Annotated in this window: 27 protein-coding genes; 8 read left to right on the top strand and 19 right to left on the bottom strand. The window is 61.8% G+C overall.

The window, feature by feature from the left end:
- Positions 1-79: 79 nt before the first annotated feature.
- Positions 80-1,435: a mechanosensitive ion channel family protein gene (locus CUV01_RS10595; RefSeq protein WP_101460442.1), complete on the bottom strand. Its 1,356-nt coding sequence runs from the start codon at positions 1,433-1,435 to the stop codon at positions 80-82.
- A 279-nt stretch (positions 1,436-1,714) separates the two neighbouring features.
- On the opposite strand from CUV01_RS10595, the gene leuC reads away from it, so the two are divergent.
- Entirely contained in the window at positions 1,715-3,151 is a 1,437-nt protein-coding gene (gene leuC / locus CUV01_RS10590) for a 3-isopropylmalate dehydratase large subunit (protein WP_101462021.1), read from the top strand.
- Positions 3,152-3,227: 76 nt separating this feature from the next.
- Here leuC and CUV01_RS10585 read toward each other — a convergent pair whose 3' ends face one another.
- Positions 3,228-3,968 carry a hypothetical protein gene (locus tag CUV01_RS10585; RefSeq protein WP_101460441.1) on the bottom strand — a complete coding sequence of 247 codons (741 nt, stop codon included), beginning with the start codon at positions 3,966-3,968 and terminating at the stop codon, positions 3,228-3,230.
- Between the two features lie 119 nt (positions 3,969-4,087).
- Between CUV01_RS10585 and leuD the strand changes: the two genes are divergently transcribed.
- Both leuD and CUV01_RS10575 read left to right on the top strand, forming a co-directional pair.
- Complete coding sequence (gene leuD / locus CUV01_RS10580; protein WP_101460440.1) at positions 4,088-4,693, top strand: 3-isopropylmalate dehydratase small subunit; 606 nt, start codon at positions 4,088-4,090, stop codon at positions 4,691-4,693.
- A complete protein-coding gene (locus CUV01_RS10575; RefSeq protein ID WP_101460439.1) occupies positions 4,684-5,727 on the top strand; it encodes an endonuclease/exonuclease/phosphatase family protein in 1,044 nt (347 codons plus the stop codon). The genes leuD and CUV01_RS10575 overlap by 10 nt, the downstream gene beginning before the upstream one ends.
- Positions 5,728-5,750: 23 nt before the next feature.
- Here CUV01_RS10575 and CUV01_RS10570 read toward each other — a convergent pair whose 3' ends face one another.
- The 4 genes from CUV01_RS10570 to CUV01_RS10555 all read right to left on the bottom strand — a co-directional run bounded on the left by CUV01_RS10570 (position 5,751) and on the right by CUV01_RS10555 (position 7,670).
- Complete coding sequence (locus CUV01_RS10570) at positions 5,751-6,083, bottom strand: DUF2794 domain-containing protein (RefSeq protein ID WP_101462020.1); 333 nt, start codon at positions 6,081-6,083, stop codon at positions 5,751-5,753.
- A gap of 92 nt (positions 6,084-6,175) precedes the next feature.
- Positions 6,176-6,478, bottom strand: coding sequence for an I78 family peptidase inhibitor (locus CUV01_RS10565; RefSeq protein WP_232962189.1), 303 nt, complete (start codon positions 6,476-6,478; stop codon positions 6,176-6,178).
- The gene (locus CUV01_RS10560; RefSeq protein ID WP_101460438.1) at positions 6,478-6,825 is read right to left on the bottom strand and encodes a hypothetical protein; all 348 of its coding nucleotides are present in this window, start codon (positions 6,823-6,825) and stop codon (positions 6,478-6,480) included. Before CUV01_RS10560 ends, CUV01_RS10565 begins: the two co-directional genes overlap by 1 nt.
- A 143-nt stretch (positions 6,826-6,968) precedes the next feature.
- The gene (locus CUV01_RS10555) at positions 6,969-7,670 is read right to left on the bottom strand and encodes a TetR/AcrR family transcriptional regulator (protein ID WP_101460437.1); all 702 of its coding nucleotides are present in this window, start codon (positions 7,668-7,670) and stop codon (positions 6,969-6,971) included.
- A gap of 341 nt (positions 7,671-8,011) precedes the next feature.
- On the opposite strand from CUV01_RS10555, the gene CUV01_RS10550 reads away from it, so the two are divergent.
- Positions 8,012-9,445 carry a Glu/Leu/Phe/Val family dehydrogenase gene (locus CUV01_RS10550; protein ID WP_101460436.1) on the top strand — a complete coding sequence of 478 codons (1,434 nt, stop codon included), beginning with the start codon at positions 8,012-8,014 and terminating at the stop codon, positions 9,443-9,445.
- A gap of 84 nt (positions 9,446-9,529) precedes the next feature.
- On the opposite strand, the gene CUV01_RS10545 is transcribed toward CUV01_RS10550, so the two are convergent.
- The 13 genes from CUV01_RS10545 to CUV01_RS10485 form a co-directional block, all read right to left on the bottom strand.
- Positions 9,530-10,774, bottom strand: coding sequence for an adenosylmethionine--8-amino-7-oxononanoate transaminase (locus CUV01_RS10545; RefSeq protein WP_101460435.1), 1,245 nt, complete (start codon positions 10,772-10,774; stop codon positions 9,530-9,532).
- Positions 10,775-10,786: 12 nt separating this feature from the next.
- Complete coding sequence (gene bioD / locus CUV01_RS10540) at positions 10,787-11,476, bottom strand: dethiobiotin synthase (RefSeq protein WP_101460434.1); 690 nt, start codon at positions 11,474-11,476, stop codon at positions 10,787-10,789.
- Positions 11,461-12,606, bottom strand: coding sequence for an 8-amino-7-oxononanoate synthase (locus CUV01_RS10535; protein ID WP_101460433.1), 1,146 nt, complete (start codon positions 12,604-12,606; stop codon positions 11,461-11,463). Before CUV01_RS10535 ends, bioD begins: the two co-directional genes overlap by 16 nt.
- A 65-nt stretch (positions 12,607-12,671) precedes the next feature.
- Positions 12,672-13,772 carry a biotin synthase BioB gene (gene bioB, locus CUV01_RS10530; RefSeq protein WP_422385832.1) on the bottom strand — a complete coding sequence of 367 codons (1,101 nt, stop codon included), beginning with the start codon at positions 13,770-13,772 and terminating at the stop codon, positions 12,672-12,674.
- Positions 13,773-13,822: 50 nt separating this feature from the next.
- Positions 13,823-14,173, bottom strand: a complete 351-nt coding sequence (locus tag CUV01_RS10525) for a hypothetical protein (RefSeq protein ID WP_101460432.1) — start codon at positions 14,171-14,173, stop codon at positions 13,823-13,825.
- Positions 14,167-15,237 carry a flagellar type III secretion system protein FlhB gene (gene flhB, locus CUV01_RS10520; RefSeq protein WP_101460431.1) on the bottom strand — a complete coding sequence of 357 codons (1,071 nt, stop codon included), beginning with the start codon at positions 15,235-15,237 and terminating at the stop codon, positions 14,167-14,169. The genes CUV01_RS10525 and flhB overlap by 7 nt, the downstream gene beginning before the upstream one ends.
- Positions 15,234-16,001, bottom strand: a complete 768-nt coding sequence (locus CUV01_RS10515) for a flagellar biosynthetic protein FliR (RefSeq protein ID WP_101460430.1) — start codon at positions 15,999-16,001, stop codon at positions 15,234-15,236. The genes flhB and CUV01_RS10515 overlap by 4 nt, the downstream gene beginning before the upstream one ends.
- Positions 16,001-18,100, bottom strand: a complete 2,100-nt coding sequence (locus CUV01_RS10510) for a flagellar biosynthesis protein FlhA (RefSeq protein WP_101460429.1) — start codon at positions 18,098-18,100, stop codon at positions 16,001-16,003. Before CUV01_RS10510 ends, CUV01_RS10515 begins: the two co-directional genes overlap by 1 nt.
- A complete protein-coding gene (locus CUV01_RS10505) occupies positions 18,097-18,363 on the bottom strand; it encodes a hypothetical protein (protein WP_101460428.1) in 267 nt (88 codons plus the stop codon). Before CUV01_RS10505 ends, CUV01_RS10510 begins: the two co-directional genes overlap by 4 nt.
- Positions 18,363-19,229 (bottom strand): flagellar motor stator protein MotA, encoded by an 867-nt coding sequence (gene motA, locus CUV01_RS10500; RefSeq protein WP_101460427.1) that lies wholly within the window; start codon positions 19,227-19,229, stop codon positions 18,363-18,365. The genes CUV01_RS10505 and motA overlap by 1 nt, the downstream gene beginning before the upstream one ends.
- Positions 19,230-19,239: 10 nt before the next feature.
- The gene (locus CUV01_RS10495) at positions 19,240-19,782 is read right to left on the bottom strand and encodes a MotE family protein (RefSeq protein WP_101460426.1); all 543 of its coding nucleotides are present in this window, start codon (positions 19,780-19,782) and stop codon (positions 19,240-19,242) included.
- Positions 19,775-20,113: a hypothetical protein gene (locus CUV01_RS10490; RefSeq protein WP_157994832.1), complete on the bottom strand. Its 339-nt coding sequence runs from the start codon at positions 20,111-20,113 to the stop codon at positions 19,775-19,777. The genes CUV01_RS10495 and CUV01_RS10490 overlap by 8 nt, the downstream gene beginning before the upstream one ends.
- A gap of 8 nt (positions 20,114-20,121) precedes the next feature.
- On the bottom strand, positions 20,122-20,598 hold the full coding sequence (locus tag CUV01_RS10485) for a flagellar basal body-associated FliL family protein (protein WP_101460424.1): 477 nt from the start codon (positions 20,596-20,598) through the stop codon (positions 20,122-20,124).
- A 70-nt stretch (positions 20,599-20,668) separates the two neighbouring features.
- Here CUV01_RS10485 and fliF point away from each other — a divergent pair, with 70 nt between their 5' ends.
- Genes fliF through fliP form a run of 4 tightly spaced genes read left to right on the top strand, consistent with a single transcriptional unit; the run spans position 20,669 to position 23,842 of the window.
- Positions 20,669-22,315 carry a flagellar basal-body MS-ring/collar protein FliF gene (fliF, locus tag CUV01_RS10480; protein WP_101460423.1) on the top strand — a complete coding sequence of 549 codons (1,647 nt, stop codon included), beginning with the start codon at positions 20,669-20,671 and terminating at the stop codon, positions 22,313-22,315.
- Entirely contained in the window at positions 22,312-22,872 is a 561-nt protein-coding gene (locus CUV01_RS10475) for a hypothetical protein (RefSeq protein ID WP_101460422.1), read from the top strand. The genes fliF and CUV01_RS10475 overlap by 4 nt, the downstream gene beginning before the upstream one ends.
- A complete protein-coding gene (locus CUV01_RS10470) occupies positions 22,872-23,129 on the top strand; it encodes a FliM/FliN family flagellar motor switch protein (protein ID WP_101460421.1) in 258 nt (85 codons plus the stop codon). Before CUV01_RS10475 ends, CUV01_RS10470 begins: the two co-directional genes overlap by 1 nt.
- Complete coding sequence (gene fliP / locus CUV01_RS10465) at positions 23,126-23,842, top strand: flagellar type III secretion system pore protein FliP (protein WP_422385831.1); 717 nt, start codon at positions 23,126-23,128, stop codon at positions 23,840-23,842. Before CUV01_RS10470 ends, fliP begins: the two co-directional genes overlap by 4 nt.
- The last annotated feature ends 26 nt before the right edge of the window (positions 23,843-23,868 follow it).

Below are 23,868 nucleotides of genomic sequence, written 5' to 3'. Positions count from 1 at the left end.
AGGGTTTAGCCCTCCGGTCTACGCGCCGATCGCCCCCGGCGCAGGGGATACATTAAAGATAGCATTTTTTTGGCCATTCTCAATCGCTGGTCACGAATTCGGGACGTGGCGGCACGGAATTTCCATCCGAGACGGCAATCTTGTCGTTCAGCACACGCACTTCGCGCTGCGGGAACGGGATCGAGATGCCCTTTTTCTTGAACGCATCCCACAGCGCCAGAAACACCTGCCCGCGCACATTGGTCAGCCCGCCCTCGGAATCGGTGATCCAGAAACGCAGCACATAATCGACGGAACTGTCGCCAAAGCCGGTGATCCAGCAGACGGGCGTGCGCTGCGGCATCACGCGCTTGACCGACATGGCGGCGTTGATGGCGATCTTGCTGACCTCATGGGGGTCATCCTCATAGGCGGTGCCGAAATGCAGATCCAGGCGCACGAAATTGTTGGTATGCGACCAGTTCACCACCTGCCCGGTCACCAGATCCTCGTTCGGGATCAGGTATTCCTTGCCGTCGCGCGTCACCACACTGACATAGCGGGCGCCCAGTTCCTCGATCCAGCCGAAGGTATCGCCAAGGCTGATCACATCGCCGGGCTTGATCGATTTATCCAGCAGGATGATGACGCCCGAGACAAGGTTCGACACCACCTTTTGCAGACCAAAGCCCAGACCCAGACCGACCGCGCCAGAAAAAACCGCAAGCCCGGTCAGGTCGAAACCGGCCGCGCGCAGGCCGACGATAACGGCCAGCGTAAACAGGGTGATCTGCAGCAGCTTGCTGGTCAGCACCCGCATCGAGGGCGAAATATCCTTGTTGGTGGCCAGCCGCCCGCTGACCACACGCGACAGGAATCGGGCACCTGCGATCATCAGCCCGGTGATGACCAGTGCCTTGATGACCGTCAGCGCCGACAGCCGGAATTCGCCAAAGCTGATGGCGATGCTGTCCAGCATGTTCGATGTCGGCTCGATGAAGCCCAGAAAATACAGCGTCGCCCAGATCCAGGCGCCCCAGGTGACGATTTTGCGCAGGAACGGGTTGGCGATGACACGCACCAGAAAGCTGATCGCCAGCCAGGCGGTCGACACCACCGCTGCCAGCGCAATCAGCTGGCTGCGCGAGGGCAATGTGAGCTCGCCCATGATCAGCACGGTGATCCATGCAAACAGCGCGAAAAAGATCAGCCGCAGGCGGCGATTGATCATCAGCCCAAGCCGCAACCGCCATTTGGCCCAGCCCTGGCGCGAGCGCAGGAACCTGGTCAACAGCGGCGATGCCAGACGCGCGGCCAGCCATGCCAACAGGATCAGGGCAACGATACCGACCAGCTGATACAGGCGCCACGGCACCAGCAGGTTCTGAAAAAAGGCCTGCAAGTGCGACCACAGCCCTTCGGCGGCGTCAACAACTTCAGGGGTCAACTGATCCATCCGGCACCCTCCATGCGCCCATTAACACCGGAGCGCGGGTTTCGGGCAAGCGGCTGATCACAAGATCACGCAAACGAAAGCCCTGCACGCATCGCCCGCTTGCCCCCGCGCCTCAACGGCCTTAGATTGCTACGCATGAATGGCTTCATCTACTTCAACATCCATGACCGCGCCCGCCTGCCGGGCCGTTTCTATGGCGAGATCCTGGGCGTAACCGCGCGGGTATAACGGCCTGTCCGCCCTTCGCCCCTGCACAGCCATCTTTTGAACGAGACCGCCATGACCGACAATCACGCCAAGCCGCGCACGCTTTATGACAAGATCTGGGACGCCCATGTGGTCGATCAGTCTGCCGACGGCACCTGCCTTTTGTATATCGACCGCCATCTGGTCCACGAAGTGACCAGCCCGCAGGCCTTCGAGGGGCTGCGCACGACCGGTCGCAAAGTGCGTGCGCCGGATAAGACCATCGCCGTGCCCGACCATAACGTCCCGACCACGGCGGGCCGTGAAAACGGCATCGAGAACGAGGAAAGCCGCATCCAGGTCGATGCGCTGGACAAGAACGCCCGCGATTTCGGGCTGAATTATTACCCCGTCGACGACATCCGGCAGGGCATCGTGCATATCGTCGGCCCGGAACAGGGCTGGACCCTGCCCGGCATGACCGTGGTCTGCGGTGACAGCCACACCGCCACGCATGGCGCGTTCGGCGCACTGGCCCACGGGATCGGCACCTCCGAGGTCGAACATGTGCTGGCCACGCAGACGCTGATCCAGAAGAAATCCAAGAACATGAAGGTCGAGATCACCGGCTCGCTGCTGCCCGGTGTGACCGCCAAGGACATCACCTTGTCGGTGATCGGCAAGACCGGCACCGCCGGCGGCACCGGCCATGTGATCGAATATTGCGGCGAGGCGATCCGCGCATTGTCGATGGAAGGCCGGATGACGGTCTGCAACATGGCCATCGAAGGCGGCGCCCGCGCCGGCCTGATCGCGCCCGACGAAAAGACCTTTGACTATGTGAACGGTCGCCCCCATGCCCCGAAAGGCGCCGCATGGGAAGCCGCCATCAACTGGTGGAAAACCCTGCAATCCGACGAAGGCGCGCATTTCGACAAGGTGATCACCATCCGCGGCGAAGACATTGCCCCGGTCGTGACCTGGGGCACCTCGCCCGAGGATGTGCTGCCGATCACCGGCACCGTTCCCGCGCCCGAGGATTTCACCGGCGGCAAGGTCGAGGCCGCGCGGCGCTCGCTGGACTATATGGACCTCACGCCCGGGACGCCGTTGCAGGATGTCAGGATCGACGCCGTGTTCATCGGCTCTTGCACCAATGGCCGGATCGAGGATCTGCGCGCCGCGGCCGAAATCCTCCGCGGTCGCAAGCTGGCCGATGGCGTTCGCGGCATGGTCGTTCCCGGCTCGGGCCTCGTGCGCGCGCAGGCCGAGGAGGAAGGGCTGCATCAGGTCTTTCTGGATGCAGGCTTCGAATGGCGTCTGGCAGGCTGTTCCATGTGCCTGGCCATGAACCCCGACCAATTGGCCCCCGGCGAACGCTGCGCCGCGACCTCGAACCGCAATTTCGAGGGACGTCAAGGCTATAAGGGCCGCACCCATCTGATGTCACCCGCCATGGCGGCGGCAGCAGGCGTGACAGGCCGGCTGACCGACGTTCGGGAACTCACCGATCAGGCGGAACCGGCCTGACGGGCCCGGCAGAGGCTGCCCGATGGTGTCGATAAATCATGATGCAGACAGGCAACCCGGTCCCACCGGGTCGCCGTCAGTGATCCAGCGGCTCGACCGGGAAACGGGGGCCGGCGGGCTTGCCTTGCTTGCCCTTGCCCGGCCTGTTTGGTCCGCTCGCCCCGATCCCGCCGCTCGCGAATACCGGCCCTCGCCCCTGGGACGCAGCCGAGGCCTGCCGTGGCCGGGCCCGCATGTTGCGGGGACGCTTGGGCTGGCGTTCGGGGACAATCCACCCGGTCAACAACCCGATCGCATTGATCGCGATCATGACCAGACCTGCATTTTCCAGCAGAAAGTTCGCGCTGATGCCAAATACCTGCTGGCTGCCCAGCAGGTCGACCACGTGAAAACTGGTCGCCCGGATCAGCACATACAGCGCGACAAAGCCCAGACCCAGCATCGCCAGACCATGCGACCGCCGGTAACGCCGCATCGCGCTCATGCCGCGCAGATACAGCAGGAAAACCACGGCGATCAGCACGATCACAAAGATCAGCTGCACAAAACTGCGCTGCTCATAGATGTCCAGGTAGTGAAACAGGCAGCGCCCGGTGCTGGTCATCGCGGTCTGCAGGTCAAGCTGCTTGTTCAGCGCCAGAAACGCCAGAACGATCGCGCTGAAGGCCCAGAATCGACGCAAGGCAGGCTCTGGTCGGCTGTTCCAGACGATCACGGCAAGGATCGCGCAGATCAGATAGGCCACGACCGTGATCCAGCCAAAGATGGTTGGGTCGCCGATTATCGGGCGCCAGTTGGCGCCAACGCAGTTAAGCATGACCGCTCCTCTTGCTCCGCCGCCATGCCCGCGTCTCTTGCGCGATTGGCGACACCTCACCCAACCCGTGGACGCGCCATAAAGGTCGCGTCTTTCCCAGCCTGAAGCAAAGGTCAGATATGGACAAGTTTATCACACTTACCGGCATTGCAGCCCCTATGCCTTTGGTCAATATCGATACAGATATGATTATCCCCAAACAGTTCCTTAAGACCATCAAACGGTCAGGTCTGGGGAAAAATCTTTTCGATGAGATGCGGTATGATTCGGATGGCAACGAGGTCGCCGACTTCGTCCTGAACCAGCCCGCCTACCGCGATTCGCAGATTATCGTTGCCGGTGACAATTTCGGCTGCGGTTCATCGCGCGAACACGCGCCGTGGGCGCTGCTGGATTTCGGCATTCGCTGCGTCATCTCGACCAGCTTTGCCGACATCTTCTATAATAACTGCTTCAAGAACGGCATCCTGCCGGTCATCCTGCCGCAAGAGGCCGTGGCTGCCCTGATGGAGGACGCCAAGAAAGGCGCGAACGCCCGGATCACCGTCGATCTTGATGCACAGACGGTCAGCAGTTCGGACGGTCAGGTCTTTGCCTTCGACGTCGACCCCCATAGCAAGCACTGCCTGATGAACGGGTTGGACGATATCGGGCTGACCATGGAAAAGGCCGCGGCCATCGACACGTTCGAGGATCAGATGGCGCAGGCGCGCCCGTGGGTCTGAGAACAGCCGCGACGGCGCTGCTGCTGGCCCTGCCGGCGGCGGCTGTCGCGGACACGGTTCGTATCGCCACCTACGGCCCCGACCTGTCGCGCAAGGGGCCGGGTCTGTTGCTGGCCGATATCGAAAAGCGCGATCCGCAAGTGCTGGCGGCGGCGGCGGTCATCGCCCATGCCGAACCCGATGCCATCCTGCTGACCGGCTTTGACTGGGACCATGACGGGCTGGCGCTGGACGGTTTCGCCGCCCTGATATCCGAGGCCGGGCTGGACCTGCCGCACCGCTTTGCCGGTCAACCCAATAGCGGCATGGCCACTGGCGTCGATCTGGATGGCGACGGACGCAGCGGCACGGCGGATGACGCGCAGGGCTTTGGCTTTTTTACCGGCGCATCGGGCATGGCGCTATTGTCGCGGCTGCCCTTGGCTGAGGTGAGAGATCACAGCGCCTTTCTGTGGCGCGACCTGCCAGGCAACCTGATGCCATCCGACACCCCGGCCGATGCGGCCGCGATCCAGCGCCTGTCCTCGACCGCGCATTGGGATGTGGCGCTGCTGATCGACGGCGAACCGCTGCATCTGCTGGCCTGGTCCGCGACGCCGCCGGTCTTTGATGGTCCCGAGGATCGCAATGGCCGCCGCAACCATGACGAGGCCGCGTTCTGGCCTGCGCACCTGCCCAAGGCGCCCTTTGTCCTGCTGGGAAATCTGAACGTCGACCCGGTCGATGGCGATGGCCGCCCCGAGGGCTATCAGGCGTTGATGACCGTGGCCCATGACCCGAAACCACGCGGCGCATGGCAGCCCCCGCAGGATGGCGCGAATGCCGTGCAAAATGGCGATCCGGCGCTGGATACCGCCGATTGGGCCGACGCTGACGGCCCCGGCAATCTGCGCGCCGATTACGTTCTGCCTGCCAAAGACCTGACCGTGCTGGATGCGGGCGTCCTGTGGCCAGACCCGGAAACAGAACTGGGCCGGACGGTCCAGACGGCCTCGCGGCATCGGCTGGTCTGGGTGGATATTCGCTTTCCCTGAGGGGATTGCCGCGTGATCCGCCCTCAGTCGACGCTGCGGATCAGCTTTTTCTCCAGCACCCGCAACACGGTCGGCAGATCATGTCCGCGTTTCAGGATACGCCCGTCCATGCCGATCACCGCATACAGCCCTTGGGCGTCGCGCAGCTTGGGCCGCTTTTCGATGCGATATAGCGGGTTTTCGGCGGCGCGGCGAAAGACGCTGAACACAGCGACCTCGCGCAGAAAGGACATGCCGTAATCGCGCCACTCGCCTGCGGCAACAAATCGACCATAGACGGACAGGATTATGCCCAACTCTGTTCGGTCGAAAACCACGCGATCCGGATCGGCCGAAGACGGCGAAAAGGCGTTCATCATGGCAGAATGGTGACACCGGCCCGCCGCCAAATCAATGAAAAAGGGGCGGTCAGCGCCGCCCCCATGGATTTCGCGATGTCAGGCCGGCCTCAGTAACAGCCGACCTTCTCGATCAGCCCGCCACGACCATATTCGATGTTCAGCCGCTCGCGGTTGTAATCGGCGGTCACGGCGTCATCAGGCCCGATCACGCGCGTTCCGATGGGAAACTTCATCGCGCTCAGCACATCGCGGGGCTGGCCCACCAGCCCCTGATAGCCCGATGCCCCGCACAAATCCGCAGCCTGCGGAGGCCGCGCGGGCGTGTCGGTTTGCGCAATGGGCTCGCAGGCTGCCAGTACCAGCATCGCAGCACCGGCCAGCGCCGGCGCGATCAAACCACCCTGCCGCATCAGCCGCAATCCACGTTGTAGATATTGCCGCCGGCATCCAGACGGAACACGATGCGATTCGGATCGTATTCTTGCGGCTCGATGCCGCGATACTCGACGATGCGGTATTCCTTGGTAATTCCCAGCTGCGGAATGACCGAGCCGGGCTGCGACAGATAGGTCGCATAGGTCTTGGCGCCGCACAGGTCGGGTTCGCGCGATTCCAGTCCGGCAACACCATCGACAGAGGCCACGGGCTGGACCATCGGCACGACAGGGGCCGGGGCCGGCTGAGGCGCCGGGGCGGGCATACAGGCTGACAAAATGGCAGCCGACGCAATAAGGGGCAGGATCACTGATCTGTTCATGTCTCGTCCGTGCTTGTCGGCCCGGTTCGCGGGCCGGTTTTTAGATACAGTCGTTATAGGAAACAGATAACAGCTTGTTAAGCTGGCGCGTTTATCACGTTCCCATCAGCACGAACAGCGACGCCGCCCCTGTTGCCGGAATGTCATTCCATCGGTGGCACCGTCTTGGCACGGTCCGCACGCCGCATCGAGGCGTCACGCGCCGCCCGCGAGGTATCGACATAGCGCATCCCATAGGCGGCCAGAAACACCTGCGCGGCCCCCATCGTCGCGCGGTGCATCTGGGTTTCCGTCACGCTGTCGGCCCCCAGAAACACGGCCCGATCCCCGATCAAAGCAGTGGCCAGCGCGATCAGTTGCTCGGTCGCCAGCTCGAAATCCGAGATCTCAAGCTCGCCGCGCAGCGTCCAGCGTTCCAGAAAGGTGCGGATATCGCGGCGCTGACGGCGATGGACGGTATCCAGATATTCCCGTGCAAGCGACGGAAAGCGATCCGATTCAGCCACACGCATCCGGTACGACTGCACACCCGCGCCCGAAACCGACCGTGTCGCCAGCGCATGAATGATCAGCGGCAACGCCTCGACCGCCGGACGATCCGCAGCCAGTGCGGCCACCGGCTCTTCGCTGCCAGATGCCAGTTCAGCGCGGAAAACCTCGCTGAACATCAGTTCCTTGTCCGGAAAATAGCTATAGAGCGTGGCCTTGGACACCCTGGCCTCGCTGGCAATATCGTCGACGCTGGCGCCGGCGAACCCCTCTTTCAGAAAAACAGCGCGCGCGCCGTCGAGGACTTGTTTGAATTTTCGCCCCTTCGTGACGACCGAATCTTTTTTCTCAACCATCTACCCCTCCGAAATTTCATTCTATGAAAGTCGTCGCCACCGAACCGGAGAGGGCCCGGCCGACGATCAAATTCAAGTTTGTTTTACGCAAATGCTGCGCTGAAAGACTGTGAACAACCAACCACTTAACTCCTGTCGGGCTTGCATAAGCCCTAAATGCATACGTAGCCACCCCAAGCAGAAATCCGCGCCTGTAGGTGGGGTATGCACAATCACTAAACTTGACGCAGAGCCCCAGAGTTTCCCAATCTGGACGCATCGGGCAAAAAAAGTGTCGTTGTGGCAACGACACCACGAGCCGATAGCTGCATGATGTGCAGTATAATCACGGAAGGGACTAGATTTTGGGACAGTCACACACTTCGTTTCGCGACTCGGTGGATCGCATGTTCACCCATGCGGCCAGCTTGTTGGATCTGCCCGACGGGCTGGAAGAGAAAATCCGGGTTTGCAACTCGACCTATACGGTGCGCTTCGGCGTTCGGATGCGCGGCAGCATCCACACCTTTGTCGGCTATCGCTCGGTGCACTCAGAACATATGGAACCGGTCAAGGGCGGCATTCGCTACGCCGACACCGTGAACCAGAACGAGGTCGAGGCGCTGGCGGCACTGATGACCTATAAATGCGCGCTGGTCGAGGTTCCCTTTGGCGGCTCGAAAGGCGGGCTGTGCATCGATCCGCGCCAGTATTCCGAGGAAGAGCTGGAACGGATCACCCGCCGCTTTACCTATGAATTGTCGCGCCGCAGCCTGATCTCGCCCAGCCAGAACGTGCCGGCCCCCGACATGGGCACCGGCGAACGCGAGATGGCCTGGATGGCCGATGCTTATAAACGCCTGCACCCCGACGATATCGACGCACGGGGCTGCGTGACCGGCAAGCCCGTCTCGTTCGGCGGCATTCAGGGCCGGGTCGAGGCGACGGGCCGCGGTGTGCAATACGCCATCCACGAATTCTTCCGTCACCCCGAGGCGATGAAGGCCGCCGGGCTGGAAGGCACCCTCGATGGCAAGCGCGTGATCGTGCAGGGCCTCGGCAATGTGGGCTTTCACGCAGCCCAGTTCCTGTCGGATAGCGACGGCGCCAAGATCATCGCCGTGGCCGAACGCGACGGCGCCGTGATGAACCCCGACGGGCTGAACATCGCAGAGCTGCACAAACACATCAAAGAGACCGGCGGTGTGGCCGGATTCGACGGCGCCAAGGATTACACCCAGAACAGCCTTGCCGCACTGGAACTGGAATGCGACATCCTGATCCCCGCCGCCGTTGAAGGTGTGATCAACCTCGAAAACGCCGAGAACATCAACACCAAGCTGGTCGTCGAGGCCGCTAACGGCCCCGTCACCGCCGAGGCGGACGAAATCCTGCGCAAGCGCGGGATCGTCATCATCCCGGATATGTATGCCAATGCCGGCGGTGTGACCGTCTCTTATTTCGAATGGGTCAAGAACCTGACGCATATCCGCTTTGGCCGGATGGAACGGCGTGAGCAAGAGGCCCGGACCCAGCTGCTGGTCAGCGAGCTAGAGCGCCTGTCGAGTGACAAGAGCCTTGGCTGGTCGCTGACCAAGGACTTCAAGGACCGCTATCTCAAGGGCGCCAGCGAGTTGGAACTGGTGCGTTCGGGTCTTGATGACACCATGCGCGGCGCGTTCCAGAGCATGGCCGAAGTCTGGTACAGCGACGACAAGGTCGCGGATTTGCGCACGGCCGCCTATGTCGTCTCGATCCGCCGCATTGCCGAAAGCTATCAGGCCATGGGTCTGTAGCAGGTCACCCGGTCGGCCCGATCCCATCGGGCCGACCTTGCCACCGGCGGTTCCCGCGCGCATCCGCTGCGGGAACCTCACCGGTCAGGCACTGCGATAGCTGTCGATCGCCGCGTAAGCCAGGTCCAGATCTTCGCCCGTCACGCAATAGGGCGGCATCAGGTAGACTGTATTGCCAAGCGGGCGCAGCAGGACGCCGTTTTCGATGAAATGGGCCCGCATGCGCGGACCGTCCTCGGCCAGATAGCCGCCCTGACTGACCCTCAGATCCATCGCCGCAATCGTGCCGCATTGGCGGATATTCTCGAACCGCCCATCCCCGGCGAAACGCGACAACCGCTCGGCCTGCATTGCGCTTAGCCGATCCAGACGGTCCTGCATCCCGCCGTCTTGCCAGATCCCCAGATTGGCCAAAGCCGCCGCACAGGCAATCGGGTTCGCGGTGTAGCTGCTGGAATGATAAAAGGTCCGCGTCCGGTCCGAGGAATAATGCGCCTGGAAAATCTTGTCATTCGCCAGCGTCGCCGCCAGCGGTATCACGCCCCCGGTCAGCCCTTTGCTGGTGCACAGGATATCGGGTGAAATCTGCGCATGATCGCAGGCCCATAGCCGCCCGGTGCGTCCCCAGCCTGTCATCACCTCATCAGCGATCAGCAGAACATCGTGGCGATCGCAGATCTCACGCAATCCGCGCAGGACGTCAGCCGAATACATCAGCATCCCCCCGGCCCCCAGCACCAGCGGCTCTATGATCAGCGCCGCGATATCGCCATTGCGGGCCAGCGCCTCAAAGCGGTCCAGCGTCGCCTGACCATCGCCCTGCGGGAAGGGGATCGTATCAACGGCGAACATGATCGGCTCATAAGCGGCGTTGAAGACGCCCCGTTCGCCCACGCTCATCGTGCCGATCGTATCGCCGTGATAGCTGTTTTCCATCACCACGATCCGGTGACGCCCGTCGCCGTCATGCCGCCAGTATCCAAGCGCCATCTTCAGCGCCACCTCGACCGCCGTCGAGCCGCTGTCGGAATAGAACACCCGGTCCAGACCCTCAGGCGCCATGCCGGCCAAAGCCGTGGCCAACCGTTCCGCCGGTTCATGCGTCAGCCCGGCAAAGATCACCTGATCCAGACTTTCGGTCGCCTCACGGATCGCCGCAACAATCCGGGGCTGCCGATGACCGTGGGTGGTGACCCACCAACTGCTGATCCCGTCCAGCAGCTTGCCTTTGTCGGTCTCGATCCACGCGCCTTCGGTGCGCAGGACCACGGGCGGTTCCGGCTCGGTCGCGTGTTGCGTAAAGGGATGCCAGACGGCGCTGTCTGTCATGCTGCGCTCCTTTCAGAAATCATCGCTCCGGAAATTCGCCGCCATCGCATCTGACAGCGTTTCGCGGTTCAGTGGGTCCAGCAGCGGCAACCGACCCAGAACAGGGACCGCGCCGATCTGACCAATACTTGCCATATTGTCGGGATTATCCTCACCCACAAAGACCACCCCATGCACCGGCACGTTCCGCGACCGCAGGGCCTCCAGCGCCGTCAGGCTGTGACTGATCGTCCCCAGCCCGGTCGTCGCCACCAGGATCACCGGAATTTGCCACTCTGCAAACAGATCCGCGAAAAGGATCTGCCGGGTGACGGGCACCAGAACGCCACCGGCCCCCTCGATTACCAGCGGATCAAAGTCGGGCGGGGTCAACGCCGCCGGATCGATTGAGACGCCATCCAGTTCGGCGGCGCGATGCGGCGACAGCGGTTGGGTCAGCCGGTAGCCTTCGGGCACCACCTGCGCGCCGGCAAGCCGGACGATATCCGCCGCGTCGGTGGCCGATTGCGCCGCCTGTGTACGCGCTGTGTACGCGCTGTGCACAGGCTGTGCACGCCCGGTGCCATCTGCATTCGGCAGGTTTCCGACCAGCCCCGATTGCACGGGCTTCCAATACGTCGCACCAATCAGCCCGCACAGGCCGGCGGCAAAAACCGTCTTGCCGACATCCGTTCCGGTCCCCGTGATCACATATCTGGCCATAGCTCTTCCAATGCTTCGGCAAGCCGCCGAATATCCTCTTCGGTCACATTCAGGGTCAGCGCCACCCGCAGACGGGACGTGCCCTCGGGCACGGTTGGCGGCCTTATCCCTCTGATATCAAATCCCATTTCCTGCAAGCGCCCGGCAAGCGCCATGGTCGGGGCGTCACCGCCGACGATCAATGGCGCGATCTGGCTGCCACTGATTGCAAGCTGCGGCAAACGCCGCCCCATCTCTGCCCCAAACAGCGCGATGTGGCTGTGCAGGGCATCTCGACGCTCGGGCTCGTCGCGCAGGATCGCCAGCGCCTCGCACCCAACCGCTGCCATTAAAGGTGAGGGCGCGGTCGCGAAAATAAACGGCCGGCTGCGATTGATCATGAAATCAATCAAAGCCCGCGCCCCACAAATCAACGCCCCCGACCCTCCCAGCGCTTTACCCAGCGTATGCAGGGTCAAAACGTTCGAGCGCCCCTCCAGATGATGCGCCAGCCCGCGCCCATCCGGACCGTAGACGCCGGTTGCATGGGCCTCGTCCACGATCAGAAAACCATGCTCATCGGCCAGCGCCGCCAACGCGTCCAGGGGCGCGCGGTCGCCGTCCATGCTGTAAAGGCTCTCAACCGCGATCCAGACCGCACCCGTCTGGCCCGCTGACCGCCATGACGTGATCACGTCCTTCGCGTGCCCCACATCGCCATGCCTGAACGTCGCAATCTCGGCCCGCCCTGCCCGCGCGCCTTCATGGGTGCTGGCATGAGACAGCTCATCCATCAGCAGCAGATCGCCCCGCTGTGGCAAGGTCGCGAGCATGGCGAAATTCGCCATATAACCGCCACCAAAGCCCAACACGGCATCGGCCCGGAAAAATTGCGCGGCCTCGGATTCGAATTGCTCTTGCAGGTCGACATTCCCGCGCAACAGACGAGACCCCGCCGCACCCACAGGCACGCCCCGATCCAGCGCGCGCCGCGCGGCACCGGCCAGCCGTTCAGAGCCCGCGAGGCCCAGATAGTCATTCGAAGAAAAGTCGATCCCCTCACGCGGGCTCAGACGGCGCAGGCGCGTCTGCGCGGCCAGATCGCCAAGGTGATCGCGAAACACCGCCAGGCGGTCCGCAGCTTTTGCCATGTCAGCCCTGTCCAAATATCCTGGCGGGGCGGGCCGCCAGCCCGCGGGGCAAGGCCCCTGAATTTTTACCGCAGCACCGGAATCGCAGGGTCAACGGCCCGAACAGCCTGACGCCGTGCCTCTGCCGGATCGGTTTCGGCGTCGTCGGCGAAATGCTCGTGCGCCTGCATCGGCTGCAGTCCAAGCCGTGCAAGCAAGCGCATATCGCTGTCTTCGGCCGGATTGGCCTTGGTCAACAGCGTATCGCCCACAAAGATGGAGTTGGCCCCGGCAAAGAAACACAGCGCCTGCATTTCATCGCTCATGTCGGTGCGCCCCGCCGAAAGCCTGACATGGCTTTTCGGCATCATGATACGCGCGGTTGCAATCGTGCGCACAAATTCGATCGGATCGACAGGCGCCGCACCGGCAAGCGGTGTGCCCTCGACCGGAATGAGCATGTTGATCGGCACGCTTTCGGGCGGCTCGGGCAGATTGGCCAGCGTCGCCAACATATCGACGCGATCCTGATTTCCCTCGCCCAGGCCCAGAATACCGCCCGAACACACCTTGATCCCGCTATCGCGCACGTTCTGCAACGTCGCCAGCCGGTCAGCAAAGCTGCGGGTGGTCACGACGTTGTCGTAATGCGCCTCGGAGGTGTCGATGTTGTGATTATAGTAATCGAGCCCGGCAGATTTCAGTCGCTGCGCCTGATCGCCGTCCAGCATCCCAAGGGTCATGCAGGTTTCCATGCCCAGGGCCTTGACCCCCTCGACCATGGCCAAGACCTGCGCCATGTCACGCCCTTTCGGGCTGCGCCAGGCGGCACCCATGCAATAACGCGTCGCCCCTGCATCTCGGGCGCGGCGGGCCTCGGCGATGACGCGTTCAACCTCCAGCAGCTTGGATGCCGACAGGCCGGAATCGTAGCGCGCCGACTGGCTGCAATAGCCGCAATCCTCAGGGCAGCCGCCGGTCTTGATCGACAACAACCGGCTCATCTGCACTCGATTTGGGTCGAAATTCTGCCGGTGCACAGTCTGCGCCTGAAACAGCAGATCCATGAAGGGCAGTTCGAACAGCGCCCTCGCGTCCTCGGCGCTCCACAGCTTTCGGCTGGTCGCGGTTTCAGAGCTCAGATCAGTTTGCAACATGGCAGTCACCTCGGCACCTATATCGAACATGCCTTAACAACTCGCCGGCGCGGTGTCCAACACCCAAGGCTGGCCGCCCGTCATTGATCATCGCGTTCCGACAGGCGGCGCAAGACAGCGGCGCGCCCGAATTCCCCCGCTGCACGCTGACGCGCCTGATCAAACCGGGGCAACATATGCGAGAGTTCCTGCCTTGCGCGGGCAGCCTCGCGGGTCGCGTCGCCCAGGCGAAGGCTTGCCAGATTTGATTCGTCCAGTGAATCCGGGGCCTGACTTGAACGATACCACGCGATCGCAGCGTCCTGCTGCGTGATCCGCTTTCGGGTCGCGTCGACATTGCTGCTGAAGGCGGCGAACCGCTTTAGCTCCAGATCCGATTTCAACTGGGCCAGCCGCGCCAGTTCGGCCAGCTTTGCGCGCCGTGTTACCATCCTGCCCGCGCCTTCTCGCGCATTTTTTCTGCGAAACGGATGGCTGCTGCGACCGGCGCAAAGTGATCCTGCACGATCTCTTCCCCCAGTTTGACCGTTGCGTGGATCGCCCGTGCAGACGGCGGGTCCGACCAGATTGGTACACCGTGCGCCGAGGCTCGCTCGCGAATGCGCGCGGCAACCTCGTCGATGCCCTTGGCAACACAAATCGGCGCGCGACCACTGCCCCGATGCCATTTCAACGCAACGGCATAATGCGTCGGGTTCACGATGATCACATCCGCTGTTTCGACATCCTGCAGCATCTGCGACATGGCGATATCAACCGCCCGCTGGCGTCTGGCGGCCTTCATATGGGGGTCGCCTTCGGAATCCTTGTGTTCGTCCTGCATCTCTTTGCGGGTCATCCGGTTCTTTCGCAGATGATCGAACCGCTTCCAGGCAATATCCAGCACCGCAAACGCGGCGGAAACGGCAATCGCCAGCAGAAAGGCACGCTGCAGGATCACCCCCAAGCCCGCGACCCACGCCGTTCCCCCCGCCATCGCCGCGTTTTCCAACAGCCCGAACAGTGATCGGAACAGGTAGACGCCGCCCACGCAGACCAGCGCGGCTTTGCCGACCGATATGCCAAAGGTAACCAGCCCCGAGCTGCCGAATTTCTGCCCCGCATTCTTGATCGGATTGATCCGCTTGATGTCCGGGGCCAGCTTCTTCGTGGCAAAGGTCAGCCCGCGCTGCGCCAGCAAGGCCACGATGATAAAGACCATCGGCACAGCGGCCAAAAGGGTGATCGCAAATGACGCGAACTGACCCAATGTCGTCGCCATGGCGAAAACCGACCCGATCGGCCAGCCATCAGAGCCCATGATCCGGGTCGCCATACCTAGCCAGGATTTGACCGCAAACACCGCGCCAATGCCAAAGGCCAGCCAGGCGCCGGCATACATGGCAGCCACGTTCAACTCGGTCGAGCGCGGAACATCGCCCTGCTCGCGCGCCCGCTGCAACCGCTGTTCGGTGGGCTCGAACTGCTTTTCACCCTGATCCTGATCACCACTCATGGCGACACTGGCAGGCGGCTGGAAAGAACGGCGTCAGCCCAGATCGACAGGATCATCGGGCTCAGCATGACCAGTGCTATCAGGGCCAGCCCGATCGCGGCGGGCGCGCCGATGAAGACGACCGGCAAGGCAGGCATCACGCGGTTGATGACGCCCGACAGCGCCTGAAACAGAAAGCCGCCCAGGATGAACGGCGCCGACAGCAGCATCGCCAATTCGAAACTGCGCGCGATGATGCCAATGAATTCCTGGACCAACCCGTCGATCTCGGGCAACTGCGCAACCGGCCACAGCACAAAGCTGTCGGCCAATAACCCGATCAGCAACAGCGGCAGGCCAAGCGCCAGCAGCAAGGCCACACCCCCAAGATGGAACAGATTGCCCACCGGATGCGGCGAGGCCTCGTTGGGTGCGCCGATGATCTGCGAAAGCGACGCGGTCGAGGCAATCACCGTGGCCGCGACATTGATGGCGAATGCCATCATTCTCACCATGGCACCAATCGCAAATCCGATAAGCAGTTCTGCAATCGCCAGCCCCAGCATGGCGTTAAGGGCCACCTCGCCGACCGAACCTGCCCAACTGCTGCCCGATATGTCCGACAGCAACGGCGCAAGCGCCATGGCCACAGCGACCTTTACCCGCCCCGGCACTGCGCGCTCGCCGAACCCCGGCATCAGCAGAATGCAGGCCTGAATACGCAGATAGGTCAGGACCAAGGACCAATCCAGCCAGGACAGCGCGTTCAGCAGATCGCGTTCCATCAGGCTGCCTCGATGGTTCCGATCAGGCGCAGCTCTGTACCGGGATCAATCTCATCCAGGCTCAGAACCGGGATCGGAACGCCATTGGCATTCAGAATATTCCTGACCGCACGCCGGCGATGATCAGGGGCCGCGACAACCGCATCACCACGGGTGTTCACGGACGCGATGGTCTGCTTTGCTGCTGCAGCAAATTTTTGTGCCAAAGCCGGTGTCAGCGCCCCGCCTCCGCCACGCGCATTCTCGGTCTCAACCTGAACGAATTCACTTTCCCATCCCGGATGCAGCTGAATGACGGAAAGGACGCCACTGCCATCGCGCAACTGCTGCGTGATCTGATCGCGCAGGCGTTTGCGGACCAGTTCGTATATCATCTCGGGATTATCGACGCCGCGATATTCATACAGCGCATCGACGATCAGCGGCAGGTTCCGGATAGAGATGGATTCCGTCAGCAGGGCACGCAGGACCGCCAGCAACATATCGGGCGCAACCTTTTCAGGTAGCATGCTATCGAAATACAGACGGTGCCGTTCCGCCCGCGACGGATCAGACAGAGATTTCAGCTCTTCGATCTGGCGCTGCATCGCCGCCATTGTCATCAGAGCGGCGAGATTGGAACGAACAACCTCCATCAGGTGAGTCGAGATGATTTCCATCGGACTGACAACCGTCGCGCCAGCCATCGACGCTTCCTCTTGCTGATCGGTCGGCAGCCAGCGGGCCGGGCTGCCATAAACGGGTTCACGAACCACCGCGCCGGGCAGGTTGGACAGCACCTCGTCCGGCCCCAGTGCAAGTACCTGGTCAGATCGCAGGCTGCCGCGCCCGCGAATGACACCCTGAACCCGTATCTGATACTCTCCACCTGCCAGTTCCGGGTTATCGGTGATCCGCACATCGGGCAGAATCAAGCCGTAGTGACGGGCAATATGGATGCGTAGATTGCCGATCCGGGTGCCCAGACCGCGCGATTGGTCCAGCGCGGTCAGCACCAACTCAGTTCCGATTTCGACGCTGATTTCGTCCGTATCCAGCAAGTCACCGATCCGCGCCTGCGTCTCGGCCTCATCCGGACCGGCAACCTCGGGAAGGTCGTTTGCCAGTGCCGGATCTCGGCGCGCGATGTGCAATGCCAGCAAGGCCAGGGCAGCGGCAATCGATAGGAACAGCAGACGCGGCATACCCGGCACAAAAGACATCAGCGTCATCGCCCCTGCGACGACGGCAGGACCGTGCCAGCGCGCCATGAATTCGTGCGAGATGAGTTTTGCAGTCGTCTCGGTTGCCCCACCCCGAGACAACAACAGCGCAGCCGCCATCGAGGTGATCAGGGACGGAATCTGGCTGACCAATCCGTCGCCGATTGTCAGATGCGAATAGGTCGACAGGGCCGCGCTAACGGGCATGCCGTGTACCAGAATGCCAACGCTCAGACCGACCAGAAGGTTGATCAGCGTGATGACGATGCCTGCAACAGCGTCGCCTTTCACGAATTTGGAGGCGCCATCCAGCGAGCCGAAAAAGCTGATCTCGCGTTGTTCAGCGATCCGACGCTGCTTGGCCTCTTCGTGGCTGATCGCGCCGGAACTGAGATCGCCGTCGATTGCCAGCTGCTTGCCCGGCAGCGAATCTAGGGCAAACCGCGCCGACACCTCGGCCATTCGGCCAGACCCTTTGGTAATCACCATGAAATTCACGACTGAAATTACCGCAAACACCGTAAGCCCTACCAGCAGAGAGCCACCGGCCACGAAATCGGCAAAGCCACTGATCACCTGACCTGCTGCGTCCGTCCCGGTGTGCCCCTCGGCAAGGATCAACCGCGTCGAGGATACGTTCAGTGACAAACGAATGATCAGCGAAACCAGCAACAGCACTGGAAATGCCTGAAAATCGGTTGGCCGCTCGACCAGGGCCGCCATGACCAGGACCAGCGTGGCGGTCGCGATGGACAGCGCGATCCCGAAATCCAGCAGTCCGGGCGGCAAGGGCACAACCAGTGAGATCACGATCAAGACCATCGCGCCCGTCACGATCAGCGGGGTCGATGCGCGTTCCGTATCCTGGCGTCGCGCAACAGCAGATATCTGCGTCATGGTCTATCGTCCTCGTCATCACTCGCAGATTGCAACATGTCGCCTACGCGCCAGCTTTTGCCCGTCAGCAGCCCGATGCGGCGCAGAAAGATCAGTGCCTCGATCCGCTCCGCCGGCGGCATCCCCAGCAATTGCAGCCGATAATCCGGAGCCAGCGTCTCGCCTGCCAGCAGCGTCTCTTCGGCCTGGCGTTGAAACTGCGCCAGTTCGGGCATGGACGCTTGCTGCAGCGGCCAGGACAGCAGAAGGGCTGAAAGAAGCATCAGGCCGCCTTTCGCAATTCGCGCAGCGCCGCCTCGAGCGTGTCGTAGTCGGGTCTGACATGCTCGGGCACAGCCTGGCGGCCAACCTCGACACACAAATTGGTCGCATGCTGGTGCAGTCCGGCGACCAGAACCGACTTGACGACATCGTAAAACGCGAGGTCCTTACGCGTCACAGCCTCTAGCCTGTGCGACAATGGCGCAACAAAACCGTAAGCCAGAAACACACCAAGAAACGTCCCGACCAAGGCGCCACCGATCATCTTGCCCAGTACTGCAGGGGGCTGGTCGATTGAGCTCATCGTCTTGATCACCCCCAGCACGGCGGCAACGATACCCAAAGCGGGTAACGCATCGGCCATTGTTTGCAGCGCATGGGGCACCTCCAGTGCCTCTTCGCTGAGCGTGGCGATCCGGCGCGACAACATTTCCTCGACCTGGTAGGGATCGTCGTAGTTCAGGCTTGCCGAACGCATCGTGTCCGCGATCAAAGACACAAGGTTCTCGTCCGTCAGCAGCCGCGGGTATGCCGCAAATATCGGGGAGTCATGCGGCTTTTCGATATGCTCTTCGAGTGCCACCGGATTTTCCCGCGCCACCCGCAGCAGGTGATACAGGAGGCACAGGACATCCTGGTGATCACTTTCGTTCCAGCGCGGCCCCTTGAAGGATCGCACCACCCCGCCGAGCGTCGCCTTTAGAACGGTGCTGTCATTGGACAACAGATATGATCCGATCGCGGCCCCGCCGATCATCATCATTTCGAAAGGAAGCGAATGCATGATGACCGCCATATGACCGCCGGCCAACACAAAGCCGCCGAACACCATCAGCATCGTCATCATGATTCCGACAAAGCCGAACATGCTGTTTCTCCTATTTGCGGTTGATGCTGCGGGCACCCATGTGGGTGGTCAGCAACGCGGCCTGTTTCGGCTCGACGGCGGCGATAATTTTTGCACCTGCTCCGGGGTCGACCCGCATCAGGATCTCGGCCGCGAAGTCTGCCGGCAGACTGGTCAGCACGGCCGCCGCATCTACGGGTTTCATCTGATCATAAACTGCGACCAGCCGGTCGATATCGCTTTGCAGCCGGGTCTGGCTGTGCGTAGACCCCGAGCGAACGCTGGCCTTGGCCGCCTTCAATTCGGTCAGCCGCGCCCGCAGGCTGGCCTCTGCCACTTGCAACTCACGCTCCCGATCAGCCAGCGTTTCCAGATATCGCTCGACGCGCAAACCGCGATCACGCAGTTCGGTGGCCAGAGCAACGGCCTCTGGTACATCGCCGCAGCCCTCCATCAGACCGGGCGGTTCCGCGAATGCAAGGGAACCGAAAACGGCGTCATGATGCTGCACGATCACAGCGCCGGCTGGCACCGAGAACACCAGTCCCAGGAACGTCAAAACGCGCTTACGCATCGACAGGCTCCCGACGCTTGCGCAGTCGGACAGTGGTGGCGCCCTCGGGGCTTTGCGGCACCACGTCCCGCATCTTGAGATGCAGGCTCCAGCGGTCTCTTTCCGCCTTTGCCTGCTGCAGTTGATTGGCAAGCGCCTCGCTGGCAGTCGTCGCCTCACGCCGGGCAGAGTGGATCGACTTTTCCAACCTGTCGATCTCGGCAGCCATGACAGCGATGGCGCCGCCCAGACCGTCCTCGAGATCGTTCAGGCGACGCAACCGACGCGCCAGTACAACGCAGAATACCATCAAGGTAACCGAGCCGACGATGATCCCGCCCTGAATAATCATTTCAATCGTCATTTGAGTCTGAACTCCGTAATCAGCAGGTCATTCACGGGCAGGTCGGGCAAAGCCTCTTTTGCCCGCACCGTCAGTTCGTATTTGATGATTTCAAGGACGCCTCTCTTGTCGAAGGCGTAAGGATCGACGCCCGCCAGAAAACCATTAAAACTGTCGGTAATTCTGGGCATGAGCGTCTTGATCTGTTCCTCGGCCTGCTTGCTGGTTTCGATCGTCGCCGACAGTGCCAGGCTGCGATGCCGCCCCCCTGCCAGGCTGATCTCGATCGGCGGCAAGGCCACAAACGTGATCGTTTCATCCACCGGCAAGGGCCTGTGCGAGGGCGATCCTTGCAGCCAGTCGAGCGGCGTCAGCAGACCTGTGAATGTCGCCCCAAAACCCAGAATTCCAAGGGTCGCCGCCGCGATCAGGGGCAACAATAGCGGCCTGGATCGGGCCTCTTCTTCGATATTGGTCGCCGTCTCGGCTGCCATTGCGATTCTCCGACTGATTACCAATCGAATATCACTGCGGCACTAACCGAATATTAACGGCGTCAATGCCATGACTGGCTCCAAGATAAAGTTTTCTGATTCGAAAGGGTCGGTTTTGCAAAAACTGCAGGACTATTGGAATGAGCGAAGCTCAAGACAGAAATCAATCCTCGTGGGGGCCTTTCTCGCGGCGTTTCTGGCGGTGTCGGCCTTCTCTTGGATGGTCAGTCGACCAAGCATGGCCATGCTGTATTCGGGGCTGGATCCAAGCACGGCAGGTGAGGTGATCGCGGGCATCGAACGTGCAGGCGTCGCCCATGAGGTTCGCGGCGGCTCTATCTATGTCGATGCCTCGCAGCGCGACAGGCTGCGAATGGAACTGGCGGGTGAGGGGCTGCCTGCGACCGGCGCTGCCGGATACGAGCTGCTGGATGGCATGTCGGGCTTTGGCACGACCTCGCAAATGTTCGACGCGGCCTATTGGCGCGCAAAAGAGGGTGAACTGGCGCGAACCATCCTGGCGCTGCCGAACGTCAAATCGGCAAGGGTTCACCTGGCTGTCAGCCAGAACAGAGGCCTGCGTCGCGACCAGCCGGCGACGGCGTCGGTAACGCTGACCACCACCAACGGGTCGATCAGCCGTGCTCAGGCGCAGTCGCTGAAATACATGCTGTCCTCGGCGGTTCCCGGCCTGGCGCACGATTCTGTCACGGTCATCGACACAGAACGCGGCGTCGTCGCCGCAGAAGAGGACGCAAGCGGTCTGGAACGCGCAACAGAGATGAAGCGCAATGTCGAACGGATCCTGGAGCCACATGTCGGCCCGGGAAATGCGATCGTCGAATTGAATCTGGATCTGGTGACAGAAACCGAATTGCTGACCGAACAGCGCTTCGATCCACAAGAACGCGCGATGATTTCGCAACTGGTGGAGGAAACGTCAGACCAAAGCACGGCGGGCGGCGCCGAGACGGTAACGGCGGCCTCTAATCTGCCGGATGGAAACAACGCGTCGGGTGATCAAAGTCAGTCTTCACGCTCGGAAAACCGGCAACAGTCAAACTACGAAGTCAGCAAATCGGTTCGCGAGGTGTCCCGGCAACCTGGGGCGGTCAAGCGGTTGTCTGTGGCGGTACTGGTCAACGGTGTCGTCAGCGAGAACACGAGCGGGGAAGCGGAACTGATCCCCCGTACGGCACCGGAACTCGAAGTCTTGCGCGAACTGGTCGCCTCCGCCGTGGGTTTCGATCCTGCGCGCGGCGATCAGCTCACCGTCAAGTCGCTGCCCTTCGCGCAATTGGGCACGGATGGGACATTGGCAGAACGAGGCGGATGGCTGGAACGGATCGAGTTGAACGCGCTGATCAAACTTGCGCTGATCGGTCTGTTCGCGGTGGCCATTGCCGCGCTGATCCTGCGTCCGATACTGCGCAATCGCCAGAACGAACGTGAGGACACGGCACTGCTGGACAATAGCGCGCCGGCGGGAACGGCCCTCGAGCAGCGCGGCGCAAGCGATAATGCGGTGATCGAGCCGCCGAATTCGGCGGCCGGCTATGACGCCACGCTTATCGGGTCGCAGGTACCCGGCAAGGCGCAATTGTCGCTGCCACCGGCTGATCCGGTCGCGCGGCTGCGGGGCATGATGAAGGATCGACAGCAGGAGAGCATGAAGATCCTTTCTGGCTGGATTGATGAAAAGGAGAAGGCGCAGTGAACCAGGCCACCTTCAGACTGGAATCTTTTTCCGATGCCTTTCAAGCAGCCGCGCAGATGGTCCACCCTGACCACGTTGACGATGCATATCGCAAGGGTCTGGCCGAGGGTCGCGCCTTGCGTGCAGCGGATCAGATCAGTTCCCTGACCGCAGCACTGACCGAATTGCAAAACAGCCTGCAGGCGCAAGCCTCACTGCTATCCAAGTCCAGTTTGCAGACCGTATCGGACCTTGCGCCCGTTCTGAACGAAATCGTGGAATGCCTGGCCGAAAATGGGCAGTCCGCAGGTCTTCAGACGGCCTTGCAGCACGAATTGCTGCGCCTGGCAGGCGATTTCACCGCGCCGAGTTGGCACATCACCTGTCCGGCTGAAACCGAGCCGATGATCCTCCGCTGCACCGAGGCTGCGGGTATTTCTGACGCCGATATTCGTGTCCTACCAGAGGCACAACAGGCGGTCATCGTCATGGAAGACGGTCACAGCGCCTTTGCGAATGACGGAATCGTACAGCATTTCCGTGACCTCATTGCCGAACTTCAGGAGAGCTATCGTTGATGGATGACCTTTCACAGTTGATCGATACGAACGACATCCAGGTCGAGGTGACGATCCGTATCGGCCGGACCCGGTTGACCGTGGCGCAACTGTCTGCGCTGCGTGGCAGCGACGTGCTGACGCTGGACCAGCCAATCGCAGACGGCGTCGAAATCTGCGTCGGCGACAAGGTTGTCGCGCGGGGCGAATTGACGGGCGACGGCGGCCCCGATCAGCGGCTTTGCGTTCGCATCATCGGTTCGGCAGAGGCACCGTGACGCGCTTTTTCCCCTACATCCTGCTTTTCCTGTCGTTGCTGGCGACCCCTTCGGTCGCCCAGCAGGCACCCGGTCTGGGCGATCTCGGCGGCGGGCTGGGGCAGAATGCCGTGCTGCTTGTGCTGGCGCTGACGACCCTGTCCCTGGCCCCGGGCATCGCCATCATGGTCACCTGCTTTCCATTCGTTGTGACGGTTCTGTCGATTTTGCGGCAATCCATCGGTTTGCAGCAATCGCCGCCGAACATGCTGATCGTCAGCCTGGCGATCTTTCTTACCTGGTTCATCATGGACCCGGTCCTGACCGAGGCATGGCAGGTCGCTGGCCGTCCCCTGAGCGACGGTCAGATCACGCTGGAAGAGGCTTTTTCTCGCGGCATCCAGCCGTTCAGTGCCTTCATGCAGATGCGCACCAATCCAGACACATTGGCCGCGATGGCCGACATTGCCCCGGCCGGGTCGGGACAACCCGACCGTCTGTCCGTGCTGGTGCCGTCTTTCATGCTGTCGGAAATCACCCGGGCGTTCGAGATCGGCTTTCTCGTTGCCCTGCCCTTCCTGATCATCGACCTGGTGGTATCGGCCGTCCTGATGTCGATGGGCATGATGATGGTGCCGCCAGCGATGGTTGCGCTGCCTTTCAAGCTGGCGTTCTTTGTCGTGGTCGATGGATGGTCCCTGATCGCCGAGGCCTTGGTGCGGGGCTACCAATAGCCTCCGAGCCGCCGGTCGCAAGACGA

It is taken from the genome of Paracoccus tegillarcae (genome assembly GCF_002847305.1).
Lineage (GTDB): Bacteria > Pseudomonadota > Alphaproteobacteria > Rhodobacterales > Rhodobacteraceae > Paracoccus > Paracoccus tegillarcae.
This window is presented reverse-complemented; position numbering and strand designations above follow the sequence as displayed.